This is a genomic window from Streptomyces sp. NPDC057287 (assembly GCF_042667905.1).
Taxonomy (GTDB): domain Bacteria; phylum Actinomycetota; class Actinomycetes; order Streptomycetales; family Streptomycetaceae; genus Streptomyces.
In genome coordinates, this window is sequence record NZ_JBHUYV010000005.1 from 448,763 (window position 1) to 468,246 (window position 19,484).

The 19,484-nt window shown below is 71.6% G+C and carries 20 protein-coding genes; 9 read left to right on the plus strand and 11 right to left on the minus strand.

Annotated elements, in window-relative coordinates; translation table 11 throughout:
- Positions 1–11: 11 nt before the first annotated feature.
- The 6 genes from ACFUNE_RS12770 to ACFUNE_RS12795 all read right to left on the minus strand — a co-directional run bounded on the left by ACFUNE_RS12770 (position 12) and on the right by ACFUNE_RS12795 (position 6,351).
- Positions 12–1,418, minus strand: a complete 1,407-nt coding sequence (locus tag ACFUNE_RS12770) for an NADP-dependent succinic semialdehyde dehydrogenase (protein ID WP_383565668.1) — start codon at positions 1,416–1,418, stop codon at positions 12–14.
- Positions 1,419–1,566: 148 nt separating this feature from the next.
- On the minus strand, positions 1,567–2,064 hold the full coding sequence (locus tag ACFUNE_RS12775) for an ATP-binding protein (RefSeq protein ID WP_383565670.1): 498 nt from the start codon (positions 2,062–2,064) through the stop codon (positions 1,567–1,569).
- Between the two features lie 153 nt (positions 2,065–2,217).
- Positions 2,218–4,314 (minus strand): xanthine dehydrogenase family protein molybdopterin-binding subunit, encoded by a 2,097-nt coding sequence (locus tag ACFUNE_RS12780; protein ID WP_383565672.1) that lies wholly within the window; start codon positions 4,312–4,314, stop codon positions 2,218–2,220.
- A gap of 41 nt (positions 4,315–4,355) precedes the next feature.
- Positions 4,356–5,351 (minus strand): FAD binding domain-containing protein, encoded by a 996-nt coding sequence (locus tag ACFUNE_RS12785; RefSeq protein ID WP_383565674.1) that lies wholly within the window; start codon positions 5,349–5,351, stop codon positions 4,356–4,358.
- Entirely contained in the window at positions 5,348–5,920 is a 573-nt protein-coding gene (locus ACFUNE_RS12790; protein WP_383565676.1) for a 2Fe-2S iron-sulfur cluster-binding protein, read from the minus strand. The genes ACFUNE_RS12785 and ACFUNE_RS12790 overlap by 4 nt, the downstream gene beginning before the upstream one ends.
- A gap of 35 nt (positions 5,921–5,955) precedes the next feature.
- A complete protein-coding gene (locus ACFUNE_RS12795) occupies positions 5,956–6,351 on the minus strand; it encodes a hypothetical protein (protein ID WP_383565678.1) in 396 nt (131 codons plus the stop codon).
- A gap of 352 nt (positions 6,352–6,703) precedes the next feature.
- On the opposite strand from ACFUNE_RS12795, the gene ACFUNE_RS12800 reads away from it, so the two are divergent.
- The 3 genes from ACFUNE_RS12800 to ACFUNE_RS12810 all read left to right on the plus strand — a co-directional run bounded on the left by ACFUNE_RS12800 (position 6,704) and on the right by ACFUNE_RS12810 (position 9,016).
- Positions 6,704–7,042, plus strand: a complete 339-nt coding sequence (locus ACFUNE_RS12800) for a DUF6479 family protein (protein ID WP_383565680.1) — start codon at positions 6,704–6,706, stop codon at positions 7,040–7,042.
- A gap of 127 nt (positions 7,043–7,169) precedes the next feature.
- Entirely contained in the window at positions 7,170–8,084 is a 915-nt protein-coding gene (locus ACFUNE_RS12805) for a cation diffusion facilitator family transporter (protein ID WP_383565682.1), read from the plus strand.
- A gap of 104 nt (positions 8,085–8,188) precedes the next feature.
- Positions 8,189–9,016 (plus strand): VOC family protein, encoded by an 828-nt coding sequence (locus ACFUNE_RS12810; protein ID WP_383565684.1) that lies wholly within the window; start codon positions 8,189–8,191, stop codon positions 9,014–9,016.
- Between the two features lie 18 nt (positions 9,017–9,034).
- On the opposite strand, the gene ACFUNE_RS12815 is transcribed toward ACFUNE_RS12810, so the two are convergent.
- Positions 9,035–9,595, minus strand: a complete 561-nt coding sequence (locus ACFUNE_RS12815) for a DUF6328 family protein (RefSeq protein ID WP_383565686.1) — start codon at positions 9,593–9,595, stop codon at positions 9,035–9,037.
- Positions 9,596–9,898: 303 nt separating this feature from the next.
- Between ACFUNE_RS12815 and ACFUNE_RS12820 the strand changes: the two genes are divergently transcribed.
- Positions 9,899–10,285 carry a VOC family protein gene (locus tag ACFUNE_RS12820; RefSeq protein WP_383565688.1) on the plus strand — a complete coding sequence of 129 codons (387 nt, stop codon included), beginning with the start codon at positions 9,899–9,901 and terminating at the stop codon, positions 10,283–10,285.
- Positions 10,286–10,342: 57 nt separating this feature from the next.
- On the opposite strand, the gene ACFUNE_RS12825 is transcribed toward ACFUNE_RS12820, so the two are convergent.
- Together ACFUNE_RS12825 and ACFUNE_RS12830 are read right to left on the minus strand one after the other, a co-directional pair.
- The gene (locus ACFUNE_RS12825; protein ID WP_383565690.1) at positions 10,343–10,825 is read right to left on the minus strand and encodes a GNAT family N-acetyltransferase; all 483 of its coding nucleotides are present in this window, start codon (positions 10,823–10,825) and stop codon (positions 10,343–10,345) included.
- Positions 10,826–10,868: 43 nt separating this feature from the next.
- Positions 10,869–11,270: a DUF1992 domain-containing protein gene (locus tag ACFUNE_RS12830; RefSeq protein WP_383565692.1), complete on the minus strand. Its 402-nt coding sequence runs from the start codon at positions 11,268–11,270 to the stop codon at positions 10,869–10,871.
- A gap of 227 nt (positions 11,271–11,497) precedes the next feature.
- Between ACFUNE_RS12830 and ACFUNE_RS12835 the strand changes: the two genes are divergently transcribed.
- Complete coding sequence (locus ACFUNE_RS12835; protein ID WP_383565694.1) at positions 11,498–12,082, plus strand: hypothetical protein; 585 nt, start codon at positions 11,498–11,500, stop codon at positions 12,080–12,082.
- Positions 12,079–12,714 carry a hypothetical protein gene (locus tag ACFUNE_RS12840; protein WP_383565696.1) on the plus strand — a complete coding sequence of 212 codons (636 nt, stop codon included), beginning with the start codon at positions 12,079–12,081 and terminating at the stop codon, positions 12,712–12,714. The genes ACFUNE_RS12835 and ACFUNE_RS12840 overlap by 4 nt, the downstream gene beginning before the upstream one ends.
- 144 nt (positions 12,715–12,858) lie before the next feature.
- Here the strand turns inward: ACFUNE_RS12840 and ACFUNE_RS12845 are convergent, their stop codons facing one another.
- On the minus strand, positions 12,859–13,656 hold the full coding sequence (locus ACFUNE_RS12845; protein ID WP_383565698.1) for a tyrosine-protein phosphatase: 798 nt from the start codon (positions 13,654–13,656) through the stop codon (positions 12,859–12,861).
- Positions 13,657–13,763: 107 nt separating this feature from the next.
- Positions 13,764–14,258: a DUF6325 family protein gene (locus ACFUNE_RS12850; RefSeq protein WP_383565700.1), complete on the minus strand. Its 495-nt coding sequence runs from the start codon at positions 14,256–14,258 to the stop codon at positions 13,764–13,766.
- A 361-nt stretch (positions 14,259–14,619) separates the two neighbouring features.
- Between ACFUNE_RS12850 and ACFUNE_RS12855 the strand changes: the two genes are divergently transcribed.
- From ACFUNE_RS12855 to ACFUNE_RS12865, 3 genes are all read left to right on the plus strand, one after another.
- The gene (locus ACFUNE_RS12855; RefSeq protein WP_383565702.1) at positions 14,620–17,004 is read left to right on the plus strand and encodes an ATP-binding cassette domain-containing protein; all 2,385 of its coding nucleotides are present in this window, start codon (positions 14,620–14,622) and stop codon (positions 17,002–17,004) included.
- Positions 17,005–17,170: 166 nt separating this feature from the next.
- Entirely contained in the window at positions 17,171–19,027 is a 1,857-nt protein-coding gene (mutA, locus tag ACFUNE_RS12860; RefSeq protein WP_383565704.1) for a methylmalonyl-CoA mutase small subunit, read from the plus strand.
- A partial coding sequence (locus ACFUNE_RS12865) for a methylmalonyl-CoA mutase family protein (RefSeq protein ID WP_383565706.1) occupies positions 19,027–19,484 on the plus strand: 458 nt, incomplete at its 3' end. The genes mutA and ACFUNE_RS12865, both read left to right, overlap by 1 nt.

The window sequence follows — 19,484 nt, forward strand, 5'->3', positions numbered from 1 at the left end:
CTGGGCAGGACTCAGTGTGCGTCCGGGGCGGGGCCGTACCAGACGGTGGTGGCGTTGCAGAACTCGCGGATGCCGTGCCCTGCCAGTTCCCGCCCGTAGCCGGAGCGCTTCACCCCGCCGAACGGCAGCGCGGGGTGGGACGCCGTCATGCCGTTGAAGAAGACCCCGCCGGCCTCCAGGTCACGGACGCAGCGGTCCATCTCCTGCTGATCACGCGTCCATACGTTGGAACTGAGCCCGAAGGGGGTGTCGTTGGCGAGTTCCACGGCCTCGTCGAGGTCCGCCACCCGGTAGAGCGTCGCCACCGGGCCGAAGGTCTCCTCGCGGTGGATGCGCATGGACGGGGTGATCCCGGTGAGCACGGTGGGCGCGTAGAACCAGCCACGGTCCAGGCCCTCGGGCCGCTTGCCCCCGCACAGCGCGGTGGCGCCCTTGGCGAGGGCGTCCTCGACCAGCTCCTCCAGGTCGGCGCGGCCCTGTTCGCTGGAGAGCGGCCCCACGTCGGTGGACTCCTCCAGCGGGTCGCCGACGGACAGGGCGCGCATCCCCGCCGTGAACCTTTCGGCGAACGCTTCGTACACGTCGGCGTGGACGATGAAGCGCTTGGCCGCGATGCAGGACTGGCCGTTGTTCTGGACGCGGGCGGTCACCGCGGTCGCGGCGGCCTTCTCGACGTCTGCCGAGGGCAGGACCAGGTAGGGATCGCTGCCGCCGAGTTCCAGCACGGTCTTCTTCACCTCGTCACCCGCGACGGAGGCGACGGCACGCCCGGCCGGTTCGCTGCCTGTGAGGGTCGCCGCGGCGACCCGCGGGTCGCGCAGGACCGCCTCGACGGCACCCGACCCGATGAGGAGGGTCTGGAAGCAGCCGGCGGGGAATCCGGCCCGGGTGAACAGGTCCTCGATGTACAGGGCGGTCTGCGGCACGTTCGAGGCGTGCTTCAGCAGACCGGTGTTGCCCGCCATCAGCGCGGGCGCCGCGAAGCGCATGACCTGCCAGAGCGGGAAGTTCCACGGCATCACGGCGAGGACGACACCCAGCGGCCGGTAGTGGACCCGGGCCCGCTCGGCACCGGAGTCCTTGACGTCGGTGTCGTCGGGGTGCTCGTCGGCCAGCAGGCGTTCGGCGTTGGCCGCGTACCAGCGCATCGCCTTGGCGCACTTGGCGGCCTCGGCGCGGGCGGCCTTGACCGGCTTGCCCATCTCGGTGGTCATGGTGCGGGCGATGTCCTGCTGGTCCTCGTCGAGGAGGTCGGCGGCCCGGTTCATCAGACGGGCCCGCTGGGCGAAGTCCGTGGTGCGGTAGCTTCGGAACGCCCGGTGCGCGGCGGTGAGCCTGCGCTCGGTCTCCTGCTCGTCCAGGGCGTCGAATGTCCTGAGTGTCTCGCCGTTCGCGGGATTGACCGTCGCGATGGGCATGGCAGTGCCTCCTTGCTCTGTTGTCCGACCGTCCCGCGCCGTGCGGCGGCGCGCGACGCGGCTCCCACGCACACGTACCCGGCCGGCGCGGATCATGCGTGCTCAGGGCACGCCGTCCGCGCCGGCCGGGCCGGTACCGGGCTGTCCGTCACACCAGTTCGGCCACCGGCGTGTTCCCGCCCGAGGTCGCGTCGTCCTCGGCCGGGTCGCCGAGGGACGTGAGGCCGGCGGGGAGCGGCGTACGCGGAAGCAGCCCGGTGGTGCACGGCGCCTCGGCGTAACGCGTGAACCAGACGACTTTGCCGTCGGGGGTCCGGCAGGTCCCCCAGCTGTCGCTCAGGGCCATGACCCGGCTGAGGCCACCGCCCCCGCCGTCGAGCAGCCGGGGCATCCGGGAATCGTTGTCGGCCACGGACACCGTGAGGTGCCGACCGGTCCAGCGGAGCTCGACGACGCAGTGGTCGCCGTCGCCGACATGCCGCTGGACGTTCGTCAGCAGCTCCTCCGCCGCCCGGCACACCGGCCGGACGTGCAGGTCGAGGCTCCAGTGGCGGAGGTGTGCGGCGACTATGCGCCGCAGTTGGGAAATGCGCTCTGCCGACACCTGCAGTTCGACCAGATAGTGCCGGTCGAGTGGAACGGTCATCGTCGAGGCTCCTCACCGCGAGGCTCACGTACTTCACCCCGTTTGAACCAACGACCCCCGAACACGAAGCGTGAGCAGTAATCACTTCTGGGTCACTCATCAGGGTGACCCCAGGGGGCCGGTTGCGCAACCGAGGGGCCCGGCCACGGGGTGTCACGGCAGGTAGGGCAGCAGCTTGTCCGGGGTGAGGGGCAGCTCGCGCAGCCGGGCGCCGGTGGCGTGGCGCACGGCGTTCCCGATCGCTGCCGCGGTTCCCACGATGCCGATCTCGCCGATCCCCTTGCTCCCCATGGGGTTGAGGTGCGGGTCGTCCTCGTCGATCCAGTGCGCCTGGATGTCGGGGACGTCCGCGCAGCTCGGCACGTGGTAGGAGGCCAGGTCGCTCTCGGTGAAGTCCCCGAAGGCCGGGTCCATGGTGCTGCCCTCCGTGAGGGCCATGCCCAGGCCCATCACCATCCCGCCGATGAACTGGGACCGCGCCGTACGGGAGTTGAGGATGCGTCCGGCGGCGTACACGCCGAGCAGCCTGCGTACCCGCACCTCGCCGGTGAGTGAGTCGACGGCCACCTCGGCGAAATGCGCACCGAAGGCGTGGCGTGAGTACGGGGACTCCTGCGCGGTCTCCTCACCGGTGTCGGCGGTGACGCTGATGCCCTCCGGCGGAAGCGGCCCCGCGTGTTCGGCGATGCGGTGCATCAGGGCGGTGGCCGCCTTGTGCACGGCGGAACCCCAGGAGGCGGTACCCGAGGAACCGCCGGCGACGGACGCGGTGGGCAGGTCGCTGCTGCCGATGTCGACCTGGACGTTCTCCGGGGGTGTGCCCAGGACCGAGGCGGCGATCTGCGCCAGGACGGTGCGGGCGCCGGTGCCGATGTCGGTGGCGTTGACCCCGATGCGGAAGGAGCCGTCCGGGACGGCCCGCGCGGACGCCGCCGACTTCGAGACGAGTACGGGGTACGTCGCCGAGGCGACCCCGGTGCCGAGCAGCCAGGCACCGTCCTCGCTGGAGGCGGGCTGCGGGTTCCGGCCGGACCAGCCGAAACGCCGGGCGCCCTCGGTCAGGCACGCCGCGAGGTTGCGGCTGCTGAAGGGGCGTCCGCTGTCGGGTTCGGCCGGCGGTTCGTTGCGCAGGCGCAGCTCGACCGGATCGATCCCGAGCGCGCACGCCAGTTCGTCCATGGCCGACTCCAGGGCGTACATGCCCGAGGCCTCCCCCGGTGCGCGCATCCACGACGGGCTGGGCACGTCGAGTGCCGCGACCCGGTGCTCCGTGCGGCTGTGGGGCGAGGCGTACATGATGCGGGCGGGGACGGCTGCCTGCTCGACGAACTCCTTGATCCTGGAGGTCTGGGTGACGATCTCGTGGGAGACGCTCGAGAGGACCCCGTCCCGGTCGGCGCCCAGGCGCACCCGCTGCAGCGTGGGCGCGCGGTGCCCGACGATCGCCGCCATGTACCGCCGGGGCAGGGCCAGCTGGACGGGGTGCCCGGTGTGGCGCGCGGCCATCGCGGCGAGGACGGCCTGGGGGCGCGGGGTGCCCTTGGAGCCGAAGCCGCCACCGACGTGCTCGGAGATGACGGTGATGTGGTCCCGGTCGAGCCCGAGCGCCAGGGCGAGGCTGTTGCGTACGGCGGTCGATCCCTGGCTGGAGTCGTGGACGGTCAGGTGCCCGTCGGCCCACCGGGCGGTGGAGGCGTGCGGTTCCATGGGGTGGTTGTGCAGGGCCCGGAGCGTGTAGACGGCGTCGATGCACACGGGTGCGGCCTCGAAGGCGCGCATCGCGTCGCCGCGTTCGCGCAGACCCGGGTGGCCGCCGTTGGCCTCCTCGGGGGTGTACAGGCCCGGGTGGTCGCCGGAGAGGACGACGTCGTGGCCGGTGGTGGCGTACTCGACGTGCACGGCCCCCGCGCCGGCCCGCGCGGACTCCAGGGTCTCGGCCAGGACGAGGGCGACGGGCCAGCCCCGGTGCGGCACCCGGTCGTCCTGCAGCACGGCGAGGATCGGGTCGTCGGGCTCCTCCAGCCGCGGCGCGTTGTCGTGGGTCAGGACGGTGTGCACCCCCGCCACGGCGAGCGCGTCGGCGGTGCGGATCGCGGTGACGCGCCCGCTCGCGACGGTGGCGGGGACGATCCAGCCGTACAGGCGGCCGGGCGCGGTGTGTTCCGCGGCGTAGCGGGCGGTGCCGGTGACCTTGTCCCGGCCCTCGCGGCGGACGACGGGCGCGCCGAGCGCCTGGGGGGTCTCGCTCATGACGGAAGTCCTCGGTTCTTCGGGGGTGCGGAGCCGGCGGATCAGGCGGGTGCGGTCCGGGCGGTGAGTTCGGTGAGTGCGCCGACGGCCAGCCGGCGGGCCAGGTCCACCTTGAAGCCGTTGTCCCGCAGAGGCCTCGCGGCCGCGAGCTCGGCCTCCACCGCGCGCGCGAAGGCGTCCTCGGTGGTGTGGGCCCCGCGCAGCACGTCCTCCGCCACCCGGGCACGCCACGGCCGGTGGGCGAGCCCCCCGAAGGCGAGCGCGACCCGGTCGACACGGCCGTCGCGCACACTCAGCACGGCCGCCACGGAGGCCAGGGCGAAGGCGTACGAGGCACGGTCCCGGGCTTTGCGGTAGAGCGAGACGGCACCGGCGGGAGGCGGTGGCAGCACCACCTCGGTGATCAGCTCGCCGGGGCGGATCACCGTGTCCTGGTCGGGGTTGTCCCCGGGCAGCCGGTGGAAGTCGGTCACGGGAACGGTCCGCTCCCCCTCGGGTCCGTGCAGCTGGACGGTCGCGTCCAGCGCCGCGAGTGCGACCGCCATGTCCGAGGGGTTGGTGGCGACGCAGTCCTGCGAGTGGCCGAGCACCGCGAGGTCACGGTTGGCGCCCTCACGAGCCGGACAGCCCGAGCCGGGGATCCGCTTGTTGCAGGGCTTGGAGACGTCCTGGAAGTACGGGCACCGGGTGCGCTGGAGCAGATTGCCGGCGGTGGTGGCGGTGTTGCGGAGCTGCCCGGAGGCCCCGGCGAGCAGGGCCTGCGTCAGGGCGGGGTAGCCGCTCCGTACGTCGGGGTGCGCCGCGAGGTCGCTGTTGCGCACGGTGGCGCCGATCCGGAGGCCGCCGTCGTCCGTCCGCGCCACCCGGTCCAGGGGCAGGCGGCTGACGTCGATGAGGAGAGCGGGCGACTCCACCCCGAGCTTCATCAGGTCGACGAGGTTGGTGCCGCCCCCGAGGAACCGTGCGCCCGGATGCCCGGCTCCTGCGCGGACGGCCTCGGCGACGGATCCGGGACGCAGATAGGCGAAGGGTTTCACGGGGTCACGTCCTCGATCGCCTCGACGATGTGGGGGTAGGCGCCGCACCTGCAGAGGTTGCCGCTCATCCGCTCGCGGATCTCGTCGGCGCCGAGCGGGGCCGGCCCGTCGGCCGCGAGGGCCGCCGCAGGGGTGACGTGGGAGGGGAAGCCGTCCTCGGCCTCACCGAGCATGCCGACCGCGGAACAGATCTGCCCGGGGGTGCAGTAGCCGCACTGGAGCGCGTCCCGTTCGACGAAGGCGGCCTGCAGCGGGTGCAGCACGTCGCCCTCGGCCAGCCCTTCGACGGTGGTGATGCGGGCGTCCTGCTGGGCGACCGCGAGCAGGAGGCAGCTGTTGGCACGCCGGCCCTCGACGAGGACGGTGCAGGCCCCGCACTGGCCGTGGTCGCAGCCCTTCTTGGCACCGGTGAGTCCGAGGTGCTCGCGCAGCGCGTCCAGCACGGTGGTGCGGTGATCGAGCGTCAGCGTCCGTGCCGTGCCGTTGACGTGCAGCGTGAAGGTGGAACTGTCGTCGGGAGTCGGCACCTGCGCCGCTTCCGCGTCGGCGGTCCCCGGGGTGGCATTCATGTGCGCGTACCTTCCGGGTTCGTGTGGTGCGGTCGTCACGCGGGACGGTGGCTCTCCAGCCGCAGGCGGATCTCCTGCTCCTGGTCGCCCGCCGCTGTTCCGACGAGCCGGACGGTGAACGCGTCCGCCAGGTGCTTACGGAGACGGTCGACCGCCCAGTAGCCGCCCTGCGCCTCCACCGTCACCGGCACGGAGAGCTCCGCGGGCCCGGGACCTGCCTTCGTCTCGGAGACGTCGACGGTCGCGGTCCACACGGTGGGACGGGTGTCCGACGCGTCCTCGGGTTCGTCGCTCGCCGGACGGTCGGAGACGAACGAACGGCGCAGCACGTCGAACACCGTGCGTGCGTCCTCCTTCGGACAGCCGGTCACCGCGACGACGACGTCGCCGCTCTCGCGGTGTTCCTGCGTCTGCTCCTGCGTGCTGTTCACCCTGTATTCCTTTCACTGGGGGCGCCTGAGCGCCGCTCGGCAGCCTCCCGCCGGGGCCGATCGTGTGACGGGGGGCCCATCGCGTTCCCCCCAGCGGTCCGGGCGCTCCCTCAAGGCTCACCCCACGGCCCGGTGTCGGCGACACGAGCGACGGCCCGGGCCGGCAGGCCCGCGCGAAAGACCTCGTACCCGGCGCACGGCAGGGAAACATGGGGCACGGGAACCTGCCAGCACAGTCATCATCGTGCAGCCGATGTGACCCATATGAAACGCATTTACCGCGACATCGTCATAAAACATGAATTCATGTGGGTGGCTGTCTGTGATCGACTCCCCGGGGTATGCGCCATGCATGGACGTAACGAACGGAGCAAGGGACTCGCTCGCCGTCATCCTCGCCGACGACGGACCGGGCGCGGTGGGTGTGATCGTCGGCGTCGTCGGGCTCGCCGTGGTGATTCTGCTGATCGGCGGTTTCTGGTTCGGGATGCGGCGCCGGGACAAGGAGTCACCGCCCCCGCGCCCCGAGGAGCAGCCGCGGCGTCCGGACCACCGGACGGAGATCCAGGAGAGCGGCAGGCACCACCCGGACCACTTCCCCGAGGACGGCCGGGCGATGACCCCGTACGAACTCAGCGACCGCGGTAACGAGGTGATCCCGCCGCCGGAGGACGAGAACCGGCGTGACTGACGCGCGCAGCACCCCGCCGGTGGTCGGGGCACAGCCGTCCGGGCCCCTCCACGAGCGGGCCCGGACGGCTGTGTCAGGGCCGTCCCTCTCTCATCGTCGATCGGAGGAACATGAAACCGGGGGGCATATGAACCAGCCCGAGTCGGACCGCAGGACCCGTGTCACCATCGTCGTCGCGCTCGCGGCCAATCTCGTGATCGCGGCCGCGAAGACCGCGGGCGGACTGCTCTCGGGGTCCCCCGCCCTCCTGTCCGAGGCGGCACACTCCGTGGCGGACAGCGTGAACGAGGTCTTCCTGCTGGCCGCCCTGCGGCGCAGCCACCGCCCTCCCGACGCCCGCCATCCGTTCGGATACGGCAAGGAGCGCTACTTCTGGTCGCTGCTCGCCGCCGTCGGAATCTTCGTCGTCGGCGGCTGCTTCTCGTTCTTCCAGGGCTTCGAGGCGCTGGGCAGTGACGAACAGGAGTCACCGGACGGGTACACGGTCGGCCTGATCGTCCTCGGAGTGGCCTTCCTCGCCGAGGGCGCTTCACTCGTCCGCGCACTGCTGCAACTGCGCCGGGAGAAGGGCGCCGCCCGCGACCCGGCGCTGCGGACGGTCATCGCCGAGGACAGCACGGCGGTTGTGGGTGTGCTGCTGGCCATGGCGGGGATGGTGCTGCACCTGGTCACGGGAGACGTCGTGTGGGAGGCCTCCGCCTCCCTGGGGATCGGCCTGCTGCTGGTCTACGTCGCCTTCCGGCTGGGCAAGGACGCCCGCGACCGGCTGATCGGGGAGTCGGCCGACCCGGAGCTGCGCCGGGGTGTGGAGGAGCTCCTCACGGCCCAGGCCGAGATCGACAACGTCGCGGCCCTGTTCACCATGGGCCTGGGCCTGGACTCCGTACTCGTGGCCGCCAGGGTCGACCTGGCACCGGGCATCGACAGCGAGGAGGTCGAGCGTGTGTCCGTCCGGATCAAGCGGTCGATCGCCCGGAGCTGGCCCGAGGCCGAGCACGTCTTCCTCGACATCACGAACGCGCCGCCACGGGGCGGGGTGTGATCACGGCCGCCGCGTGTTGCGGGAGTCGCCGACGCGCATGAGGCTGGTCGTGGCCCCGCGGCACCGAAGAAGTCATGCCGCAGAACCGATAAGGCAGTGGGACCATGACTCCTGGCGATCCGCGGACCGCGCCGGAACCGGCGGTGCTGAGCGGTGCGAGCGCTCCTTGCTGGGTCCACCTGGTGACCCGGGACCTGGAGGACGCGCAGCGCTTCTACGGCGCCGTTCTCGGCTGGACCTTCCGCCCGGGCCCACTGGGCAGGGAGTTCGTGATGGCGCGCTCCGGGGGCGTGCCCGTGGCGGGCATCGGTGCCGTCGCGTCCGCCTACCAGGTGGCCGTCGCCTGGATGCCCTACTTCTCCGTCCGGGACGCGGATGTCGTCGCCGACCGCATCCGCGAACGCAGTGGAACGGTGGGCGTGGGCCCGCTGACCGTCGGACAGGGACGCGCCGTCCTGGCCGCCGACCGGGACGGCGCGTCCTTCGGCATCTGGGAGTGGACCGGCCGCGCGGCCACCCTCGCACCCTCCGGTAACCGGGCACACGCCTGGCTCCGCCTGCGCACCAGGGACGCCTTCGACGCGGCGATCTTCTACGGCGAGGTCCTGGGCTGGGAAAGCGGGGAGCCGGGCGGATGCGAGGTGGCGTACGTGAAGGAGGAGGTGCTCGTACGCTGCAACGGGCGCCCCCTGGCCCGGATCAGCTCCGGTGCCGTGGAAGCCGCGCCCGACCCGCAGGTGCGACCGCACTGGCAGGTCCAGTTCCCCGTGGCCGACGTGGCTGCCACGGTCGTCGCGGCGGAGCGGAGCGGCGGCAGCCTGATGGAACGGCGCGACGTGCAGCACGGCAGCGAGGCGACGCTGCGTGACCCGGACGGCGGACTCTTCACCGTGACGGACGTACGCAGCCCGGAGGACGCCGACGAGGACTGACGGTCAGGGCGCGGGCCTTCAGCCCTCGTCGTCCCCGTCCCGCCGGCGGCCGTCGCCCCGGGCGATGGCCCACAGCGGGAAGACGAACCAGCAGACCAGGAACCACAGGGCCATCGCCCCGACCAGCCACAGGGCCACCACGTTGTGCAGCGCCACCCGCAGTATGAGCAGCAGCGTGCTGCACATGGTGCAGAAGAGAAGGCCGAGCCCCAGCTTCGTCAGGCGGGAGGCCCACGTGACCGTCTGCGACTTCATCCGGCGGCCGGTGAGCAGCCGGTGGTAGGACACGGGCCCTATCAGCGCGGCCGCGGTGGCGGAGCCGAGCATGACGGTCACGACGTAGATGTTGCGGTCGACGGTGGAGAGGTCGGCGAAGCGGGGCTGGAAGACGACCGCGAGCAGGAAGCCGAACAGGATCTGGACGCCGGTCTGTGCGACCCGGAGCTCCTGGAGCAGCTCGCCCCATTGCCGGTCCGCCCGCTCCTCCTCGGTCTCCTGCCGTCCGCTGCGGGGGTTCGCCCCGGCCCCGTCACTTCCGCTTCCATTGCTGCCACCGGTGCCCGCGGGTCTCTGTCCCATGGATGCCTCCCCACCTCGTCGAGGTGGTACGCGTTCCCCGCGAAACCGTCGTGAATCCTGCATCGCCCACGTCCGCCCGCAGCCGCGGGACAGCGCGCCTGCTGATGCTCTCCATGGTGGCAGCCGCCGGGAAATCCACCACAGCACCGGCTCCGGTGGCCGGAACGCGGGCACCGACCGCGGGCCACAGCCTCGACGGACCGTGACAACTCACCTAAGATCGTCGTACGGCATCGCGCGTCGGTCACCGTCCGGGTGAGGCGTGGAGGTAGCCCGTGAGATGCCCGTTGGAGGCATTCCACAGTGTCAGTCGAGTTGAACCACACCATCGTCCACTGCCGGGACAACCGGGAGTCCGCCGATTTCCTGGCGAATCTTCTGGGTCTCACCGTCGGAACGGAGTGGGGGCCCTTCATCCCGGTCGTCCTCGCCAACGGTGTCACGCTGGACTTCGCGACCGTTCCCGCCGAGTCGATCACCACGCAGCACTACGCGTTCCTCATCTCCGAGGCGGAGTTCGACATCGCCTTCGAGCAGATCGAGGCGCAGGGGATCGCCTACTACGCGGATCCCCACCTCAAGCACCCCGGCGAGATCAACCACAACGACGGCGGGCGCGGGGTGTACTTCCCCGACCCGAGCGGTCACGGGATGGAGCTCATCACCCGCCCGTACGGCGGCTGGTCCTAGCGGACCCCGCCCCGCGTGTGCCGGACGGCCGGTCCGGCACACGCGGGGCCGTCCGGCTCAGGGGCTCCCGTCGACCGGGAGGACCAGTTCGGGCCGGTCCCACATCACCGCGGGCGGGCGGGCCGCGACGGTGCCGGTGCGTTCGGCGCCCACGCTGAGGTAGAAGCCCTCGGCCGGCGGGTGCGCGACCACACGTACGGAGTCCAGACCTGCACGGCGCGCCTCCTCTCGCAGGTGGCCGATGAGGAGCCGTCCGATTCCCCGGCCCTGGGCGTCGTCGGCGACGAACATGAGGTCGAGCTCCGGCGGGGACAGGACCAGGGCGTAGAAGCCGAGCACCCGGCCGTCGTCGTCGACGGCCACATGGACCGCGTGCGCCTCGATGTAGTCCGGGCCGACCTTGTACCCCGCGACCATGGGCGCGTAGGGGCCCTCGTAGGCGCGCGACGTGGTGACCAGTCGGGTGAGCCTTCTGGCGTCCCGTGCGACGGCACGCCGGACACGGACCTCGCCGCGTGGGCCCGTCATGCGCGATCTCATGGGGCGATTGTTTCGCACTCCGCGCGCACACCACGCATCACCCTCACCCTGGGCGCCCGGCGTGCCACTCCTTCACGATCGCGTCGACGTCGAACGGTGTGAGGTTCAGCGGCGGCCCTTCCGGCGGTCTGGCCAGGGCCTCGCGGATTCTCTCGTTCATGTCGGTCAGGATGCGCCGGACCTCCGCCCCGGAGCGGGCCCGGGACGCTTCCTCCCGGGCGTCCTCCGCGGCCTTGCGCAGGGCGAGGGAGGGCGGGAGCGCCGACAGCCCCTCGCGTTCCATCTTCGCCTTGATCCACCACATCGCGTCGTAGGGCCTGTCGAGACCCGGGAGCGGCTTGCCGGCGCCCGGCAGGTCGGCGAAGGCGCCACGCTCCTCGGCCTCCCGGATCTGCCGGTCCACCCACGTCTCGAAGCTGACCCCCGCGGGTTTGCGCTCGGTCACCCCTTACCCCTCTCGCGACTCGTCCCGGACGGTTCGGCGATCGGCCCGGGAGCGTCCGGTTCGGCGCCTTCCAGGATACCGGGGCTTTCCCTGCATGAACCGTGCCGAGTGGGTACACGGCTGGTGCGGACAGCCCGGCCTTACACCGAACCGGGCCCGAACCGGAAGGGGTTGACGAGAGTGGAACAGCACGACGCACCGACCGCGAACCGACGGGAGCGTCACCCATGACGACCGTGGTGATCATCGTTGCCGTCGTCCTGGTGGCAGCGCTCGCCTTCTTCCTCGTCCGTGGCCGCAGTACCGGCGGACGAGGACTGCAGCGCCGCTTCGGACCCGAGTACGACCGCACCGTCGCCCGCCACGACGGCGACACCAAGGCGGCCGAGCACGAGCTCTCCGAACGCGTGAAGCAGCACGGCTCCCTGTCGGAGCGGCCCCTGCCGGCGGAAGCCCGCGAGGCGTACTGCCGCCGCTGGGCCGAGGTGCAGGAACAGTTCATCGACTCCCCCAGGGACGCGGTCGTCGAAGCGGACGCCCTCCTGGCGCAGCTGGCACGTGACCGGGGCTTCCCGGACGGCGACAGCTTCGAGGAGCAGACGGCCGCCCTCTCCGTCCACCACGCCCACCAGGTCGACGGGTACCGCAGGGTGCACACGGCCGTGCGCGGCCAGGGCGGCACGGAGGAGATGCGGAAGGCCCTGATCGAGTCCCGGGCGCTCTTCGACGTACTGCTCGCAGACGCACCGGACGCGACGGACGCAACACCCCAGACGGACCGACACGAGACGAAGGGCAGTGCGACAGCATGACCGACCGTATTGAGCACACGACCGACTCCGACCCGGTCTCCGCCAAGGAGGCGCGGCACAACGGCACTCCGGAGAACACCCCGTCGACGGCGCCGTCGACGACGCCCGGCTCGACATCGGGCAGAACTCCGGGAGAGGAACCGGTCAGGACGCCCGGAGCGACATCGGGCAGGACGCCCGGAACGGCATCGGGAATCACCTCCGGGGACGGCAAGAGCCTGAAGCCGGGGAGCGGCGGCCCCGACGATCTGAGCGTCCCGCCCGCCCCGCGCACGGCTCCCGCCGCGCAGGCGTCCGAGCGCGCCGGCCGTCACGGGACCGCAGGGACCGAAAGCACTCCGGTCTCCCGCGCCGGCACCGAAGGTCCCCTGGTCTCCCGCGACGATCAGGACAAGCTCTCGCAGCGTATGCAGCAGGCGGTCACCGACTTCGTCGAGAGCCCTCGCCGGGCGGTCGAGGAGGCGGACAGCACGTTCGACCAGATCGTCTCGGGCCTGACCGAAGCCCTCACGGAACGCAGGCGCGTCCTGCGCGCGAGCTGGCAGGAACAGGACACCGACGCCCAGACCGAGGAGCTGCGTATAGCGCTCCAGCGCTACCGCGACATCAGCGAACAGCTGCTGAAGATCTGAGCGGTGCGGCAAGCGCCCGGCCCGGTCCCGCGTCCCCCGACGCGGTACCGGGCCGGTCCGCGTCCGGGGTCCGTGCATCAGGTCCCGGCGCGGGACCGTCAGGCGGGGACGGCCAGGTCGGCGCGGACCATCAGGCCGGGACCGTCAGGCGGGGACGGTCAGGTCGGCGCGGAGCCGCTCGGCCACGGCGGGAGGAAGCCGCAGCGCCTTGCTCAGGTAACCGTCCAGTCCGCCCCAGCGCTCGTCCATCGCGTCCAGCGCGGCCTCGAGATACCGGGGCCGGGCCTCGATGACCGCGGACGCGATCTCCGGGTCCCCGCCCTCGTCGAGGAAACGCCGTACCGCGGGCCCGAACGCGGCACGGACCGCACGGTTCACCGCGAGGAACTCCGCGCGCACGACGTCACGCGACGCACCCGCCATCATCAGGAGCAGAGCGGTGGCCCAGCCCGTCCGGTCCTTCCCCGTCGCGCAGTGGAAGAGCAGCGGTCTCGCCCGTGGATCCGCGACCGTGTCCAGGAAGGCGCGGTAGGCGGCCGCCGCCCCCGGGGACAGGACCATCTTCCGGTAGGTCTGCGCGAACAGTTCCTCCGCCTTCCCGCCCCCGAGCAGAGCGGCTGCTCCGTCCGGGTCACTGAGCAGTGCCCTCAGCCGGGCCGGCGCCACGCCCGGATTGTCACCGAGGACATCGGCGACGAAGAGCCTGGCACCGGTCGGAAGCCGGTCGGGCGCCCACTGGCGCTCCTCGGCGGTGCGCAGGTCGACGACCGTACGGATGCCGAGTGCGGCCACCGCCATGTCGTGCTCCGCGTCGAAATCGCTCAGCTGGCCCGAGCGCAGAAGGATTCCCTGCCTCAGGCGGCGGTGGCGGCCCAGGGCGATACCGCCCAGATCGCGCAGGTTGACAACGGTCGATGCGGGGACGGCCCGGGCGGTCTGCACGATGAACTGCCTCTTTCCCGACAGACTGCAGGTCGGAATCAACGTCGCACGGCATGCGGATATCGACAAAGGGAACGTGAGGTACCGGGGTACCGGCCGGCGGGGAGTCAGTCGGCGAGGATCCTCGTCTTCTGCGCCGCGAACTCGGTGTCGGTGAGGACGCCCCGCTGCTTCAGGTCGGCGAGCCGCTCGAGGAGCGTGATGACATCGTCCCCACCGTCCGCCGGGATCCTCTCGTGTGCCAGGAGCCGGCCACCGGCCTCCTGGACCGCTCGTGTGAGAGGCACCGACCAGAGGTCCTCCCACACGATCAGCGCGGCAGAGGCCTCCTCGGACAGGCCGTCGAGGACGTCGAGCTCGCTGATCTGCGGCATCCCTGCGGGCCGGTCGTCGGGTGGTACGAACGACACCAGCCCCTGAGGGTCCATCTCCCGCAGCCCGACGGGCTCGGGAGCGCCGCCCGCGGCCCTGCGGGCGAAGGTGAGATCGAGGATGCGTACGGCCTCGGAGGCGACGGCCTCGGCCAGCACGGGCGCGATCGCCTCGGCGAAGCTCCCGCCGGGAAAGGTGACGACGAGGTATTCCACGGGTCCCACGGCCACGGCGCGTCCTTCCCTGCGGTTCTGGGTCGACAGCAGCATAACTTCGGACAATCCGTGACGCACTGTGAAAAGTCCAGGCAGACGCGGTACGGCGAGGACCGCACGGGCGCGGCGCCGTCCTCGCGGACCGGTCAGGAATGGAGAAGCGCGGGCCTCTCGTCCCCCGTAGCGTGATCCGGGTGGAAACCGGGGGTTCGCCGAGCTCGGTCGGCGACGTGCCGCACCTCCGCCGGGCTCGCCGCGGATCCGCCCCCGGACGACACAACCGGTCTGATAGACAACCACCGTTGCCGCGACCACGCCGGTGACACCGACGGGTGCCGCGAAGGCGGTTCCGCGAACAGATGGAGAGACGACGAGCATGGCCACGAGGAAGAGCACGGGGTCGTCCGCGCCGCACGTTTCCGACAGCCACGATCTGATCCGTGTGCACGGCGCGCGCGTGAACAATCTCAGGGACGTCAGCGTCGAGATCCCCAAGCGCCGGCTCACGGTGTTCACCGGCGTCTCCGGCTCGGGCAAGAGCTCGCTGGTCTTCAGCACGATCGCCGCCGAGTCCCAGCGGATGATCAACGAGACCTACAGCGCCTTCGTCCAGGGCTTCATGCCGACGCTGGCGCGGCCCGAGGTCGACGTACTGGAAGGGCTGACGACGGCGATCATCGTCGACCAGCAGCGGCTGGGAGCAGACCCCCGTTCCACGGTGGGCACCGCCACCGACGCCAACGCGATGCTGCGCATCCTCTTCAGCCGTCTCGGGACACCGCACATCGGGCCGCCCGGCGCCTTCGCCTTCAACGTGCCCTCGGTCCGGGCGAGCGGGGCGATCACCGTCGAGCGCGGGAACAAGAAGACGGTGAAGGCCACCTTCAGCCGGACCGGTGGCATGTGCACCCGCTGCGAGGGCCGGGGCACGGTCTCCGACATCGACCTCACGCAGCTCTACGACGACTCGAAGTCGCTCGCCGAGGGCGCGTTCACCATCCCCGGCTGGAAGTCGGACAGCCAGTGGACCGTGCAGGTCTACGCACAGTCGGGCTTCGTCGACCCGGACAAGCCGATCCGCAGGTACACCAAGAAGGAGCTCCAGGACTTCTTGTACGGGGAGCCCGTCAAGGTGAAGGTCAACGGTGTCAACCTCACCTACGAAGGGCTGATCCCCAAGATCCAGAAGTCGTTCCTGTCCAAGGACAAGGAGGCGATGCAGCCGCACATCCGGGCGTTCGTGGAGCGGGCGGTCACCTTCACCACCTGTCCCGAGTGCGACGGAACCCGGCTGAGCGAGGGGGCACGGTCCTCGAAGATCAAGCGGATCAGCATCGCCGACGCCTGCGCGATGCAGATCAGTGATCTGGCGGAGTGGGTCCGCGGACTGGACGAGCCGTCGGTGGCGCCCCTGCTGGAGGCGCTGCGTCAGACCCTCGACTCCTTCGTGGAGATCGGCCTCGGCTATCTCTCGCTCGACCGGCCGGCGGGCACGCTGTCGGGGGGCGAGGGCCAGCGCGTCAAGATGATCCGTCACCTCGGCTCCTCGCTCACCGATGTCACCTACGTCTTCGACGAGCCCACCATCGGCCTGCACCCCCATGACATCCAGCGGATGAACAACCTCCTGCTGCGTCTGCGGGACAAGGGCAACACGGTGCTCGTCGTGGAGCACAAGCCGGAGACGATCTCGATCGCCGACCACATCGTCGACCTCGGCCCCGGCGCGGGCACCGGGGGCGGCACGGTCTGCTTCGAAGGCACTGTCGAGGGACTGCGGGCCGGCGGCACCGTCACCGGACGCCACTTCGACGACCGGGCCGCCCTCAAGGAGACGGTGCGCAAGCCCACCGGGACCCTGGAGATCCGCGGTGCGACCGCGCACAACCTGCGGGACGTCGACGTCGACGTCCCGCTCGGGGTGCTGACCGTCGTCACCGGCGTCGCCGGATCCGGCAAGAGCTCCCTCGTGCACGGATCGATCCCTCCCGGCGAGAACGTGGTGTCGGTCGACCAGGGCGCGATCCGGGGATCGCGGCGCAGCAATCCGGCGACGTACACCGGGCTGCTCGAACCGATCCGCAAGGCGTTCGCCAAGGCCAACGGCGTCAAGCCTGCACTGTTCAGCGCCAACTCCGAGGGGGCGTGCCCCCATTGCAACGGGGCGGGCGTCATCTACACCGATCTGGCGATGATGGCCGGTGTCTCCAGCGTGTGCGAGGACTGCGAGGGCAAGCGGTTCCAGCCCTCGGTGCTGGAGTACCGCCTCGGCGGCCGTGACATCAGCGAGGTGCTCGCGATGCCGGTGACCGAGGCCGAGGAGTTCTTCGGCACCGGTGAGGCGCAGACACCGGCGGCGCACCGCATCCTCGGCCGGCTGTCCGACGTGGGGCTCGGCTACCTCAGCCTCGGCCAGCCGCTCACCACCCTGTCGGGCGGCGAGCGTCAGCGGCTCAAGCTGGCCACCCACATGGCCGACAAGGGCGGCGTCTACGTCCTCGACGAGCCGACCGCGGGCCTCCACCTCGCCGACGTCCAGCAGTTGCTCGGGCTGCTGGACCGGCTCGTCGACTCCGGCAAGTCGGTCGTCGTCGTCGAACACCACCAGGCGGTCATGGCGCACGCCGACTGGATCATCGACCTCGGACCGGGTGCCGGCCACGACGGGGGCCGGATCGTCTTCGAGGGCACACCGGCCGATCTCGTCGCCGGGCGCTCCACCCTGACCGGCGAGCACCTCGCGGCCTACGTCGGCGGCTGACCGGAGGCGGCCCGACGCCGAACCCCGTGCCCGTCGTCGGGCCTCGCCACCGGCCGTGCCGGAGGACAAGGCCGCTCCTCCCCTGAGAATCCGACACATTTCGGAGAGGGCAAGGTCACAGCCTGTGGACCTGCTGCTCGTCCGAGCGCTGACCTAGCATCTGAGCATGACGGTCCTGCCTGCTGACGGGCTCTCTCTGGCCGCCGAGTTCCCCGACCCTTCCCACGACCAGTGGCAGAGCCTCGTCGAAGGCGTACTGCACAGGTCGGGCAAGGAAGTCGCGGGCACGGCCGCCGAGGAAGCGCTGTCCACCGCACTCGGGGACGGGCTCACCGCCCGCCCTCTGTACACCTCCACCGACGCGTCGGCGGACCCCGGTCTGCCCGGCTTCGCGCCCTTCACCCGGGGCAGCAGGGCCACGGGGAACACCACGGACGGCTGGGACGTGCGCCAGCGTCACGCGCTGGCCGATCCCGTACGCCTGAACGAGGCGCTGCTCGGGGACCTGGAGAACGGCGTCACGTCGCTCTGGCTCTCGGTGGGCGGGCCCGGCGGGGTTCCGGTCTCCGGCCTCGCCCGTGCGCTGGAGGGCGTCCTTCTCGACCTGGCGCCCGTCGCCCTCGACGCGGGCTCCGATCCTGGTCCCGCCGTACGGGAGTTGCTCGGGCTCTACGAGGCCCGGGGGGTCGCCAAGGCGGCTGCGCGCGGCACCCTCGGGGTGGATCCGCTCGGGCATGCCGCGCGGTCGGGCGCGGAACCCGAGCTGGGCGACGCGGTCCACTGGGCGCTGCTGTGCTCCCGCGAGCACCCCGGGATGCGCGCCTTGACGGTGGACGCGCTGCCGTACCACGAGGCGGGCGGCTCCGCCGCCGAGGAGCTGGGGATCTCGCTGGCCACGGGCGTGGCCTATCTCCGGGCGCTGACGGCCGCGGGGCTCTCCGTCGAGGCGGCGTGCGCACAGCTGGAGTTCCGCTACGCGGCCACCGCCGACCAGTTCCTGACGATCGCGAAGCTGCGGGCGGCGCGCCGGCTGTGGGCCCGTGTCGCAGAGGTCTGCGGGAGCCCGGACGCCGGGGCACAGAGGCAGCACGCCGTGACCTCGTCGGTGATGATGACGCGCCGTGACCCCTGGGTGAACATGCTGCGCACGACCCTGGCCTGTCTGGGGGCCGGCGTCGGCGGAGCCGAGTCCGTCACCGTGCTGCCGTTCGATCACGCGCTGGGTCTGCCGGACGCGTTCGCCCGGCGGATCGCCCGCAACACCTCGACGATCCTGATGGAGGAATCGCACCTGGCCAGGGTGACGGACCCTGCGGGCGGTTCCTGGTACGTGGAGCGGCTGACGGAGGAACTCGCCGCTGCCGCTTGGTCGTTCTTCCAGGAGATCGAGCGGTCGGGCGGCCAGGCGGCGGCCCTTGGCTCCGGCATGGTCCAGGACCGGATCGCGGCCACCTGGGCGGCCCGGAGCAAGGAGCTGGCCCGGCGCAAGGAGCCCGTGACGGGGGTCAGTGAGTTCCCGAATCTGACGGAACGGCCGGTGGAGCGCGAGTCCGTGCCCGCCGACGCGCCGGACGGCGGACTGCCCAGGGTCCGGCGCGACGAGGCGTTCGAGGCGCTGCGGGCCAGGTCGGACCGGCACCTGGCCTCCACGGGCAGCCGCCCCAAGGTCTTCCTCGCCGCGCTGGGACCGGCCGCGGCGCACACCGCGCGGGCGTCCTTCGCCGCGAACCTCTTCCTGTCGGGCGGCATCGAACCCGTCCACGAGCCGGTCTCGGTGGACGCGTCGACCGCTGCCGCCGCCTTCGCGGCCAGTGGGGCGTCGATCGCCTGCCTGTGCTCGACGGACGCGCTCTACGCCGAGCAGGCCGACACCGTCGCCACGGCCCTCCGGGGAGCGGGCGCGGAACAGATCTATCTCGCGGGACGGCCCGGCGGGTACCCCGGGGCCGACGTCCATGTGTTCGCCGGCTGCGACGTGGTCGCCGTGCTCTCCTCCGAACTCGACCGCATGGGAGTGGCGTGATGCAGACCCCCGAGACCACCGGGTCCCCCCAGGGCCCCGTGCCGGACTTCTCCGACGTAGCCCTGACGGGGGGCGCTCCCGCGGAGGTCTCCGAGGACCGGTGGCAGGCCGCGGTGAAGGAGTCGGCCGGCCGCTCCGAGGGTGATCTGCTCTGGGAGACGCCGGAGGGCATCGACGTCAAGCCGCTGTACACGGGGAAGGATCTGGAGGGCCTGGACTTCCTCGGCACCTACCCCGGCATCGCCCCGTACCTGCGCGGCCCGTACCCCACGATGTACGTCAATCAGCCCTGGACCATCCGCCAGTACGCGGGCTTCTCCACCGCCGAGGAGTCCAACGCGTTCTACCGGCGCAATCTGGCGGCCGGCCAGAAGGGCCTGTCCGTCGCCTTCGACCTGCCGACCCACCGCGGCTACGACAGCGACCACCCACGCGTCACCGGCGACGTCGGCATGGC

Excerpts from the sequence above, each read along its gene's own strand:
- ACFUNE_RS12780 (WP_383565672.1), bottom strand. The coding sequence starts at position 4,314 with ATGAGCGAGACCCCCCAGGCGCTCGGCGCGCCCGTCGTCCGCCGCGAG.
- ACFUNE_RS12790 (WP_383565676.1), bottom strand. The coding sequence starts at position 5,920 with ATGAATGCCACCCCGGGGACCGCCGACGCGGAAGCGGCGCAGGTGCCG.
- ACFUNE_RS12840 (WP_383565696.1), top strand. The coding sequence starts at position 12,079 with ATGACCGACCGTATTGAGCACACGACCGACTCCGACCCGGTCTCCGCC.
- ACFUNE_RS12775 (WP_383565670.1), bottom strand. The coding sequence starts at position 2,064 with ATGACCGTTCCACTCGACCGGCACTATCTGGTCGAACTGCAGGTGTCG.
- ACFUNE_RS12770 (WP_383565668.1), bottom strand. The coding sequence starts at position 1,418 with ATGCCCATCGCGACGGTCAATCCCGCGAACGGCGAGACACTCAGGACA.
- ACFUNE_RS12835 (WP_383565694.1), top strand. The coding sequence starts at position 11,498 with ATGACGACCGTGGTGATCATCGTTGCCGTCGTCCTGGTGGCAGCGCTC.
- ACFUNE_RS12855 (WP_383565702.1), top strand. The coding sequence starts at position 14,620 with ATGGCCACGAGGAAGAGCACGGGGTCGTCCGCGCCGCACGTTTCCGAC.
- ACFUNE_RS12825 (WP_383565690.1), bottom strand. The coding sequence starts at position 10,825 with ATGAGATCGCGCATGACGGGCCCACGCGGCGAGGTCCGTGTCCGGCGT.
- mutA (WP_383565704.1), top strand. The coding sequence starts at position 17,171 with ATGACGGTCCTGCCTGCTGACGGGCTCTCTCTGGCCGCCGAGTTCCCC.
- ACFUNE_RS12805 (WP_383565682.1), top strand. The coding sequence starts at position 7,170 with ATGAACCAGCCCGAGTCGGACCGCAGGACCCGTGTCACCATCGTCGTC.
- ACFUNE_RS12810 (WP_383565684.1), top strand. The coding sequence starts at position 8,189 with ATGACTCCTGGCGATCCGCGGACCGCGCCGGAACCGGCGGTGCTGAGC.
- ACFUNE_RS12815 (WP_383565686.1), bottom strand. The coding sequence starts at position 9,595 with ATGGGACAGAGACCCGCGGGCACCGGTGGCAGCAATGGAAGCGGAAGT.
- ACFUNE_RS12800 (WP_383565680.1), top strand. The coding sequence starts at position 6,704 with ATGGACGTAACGAACGGAGCAAGGGACTCGCTCGCCGTCATCCTCGCC.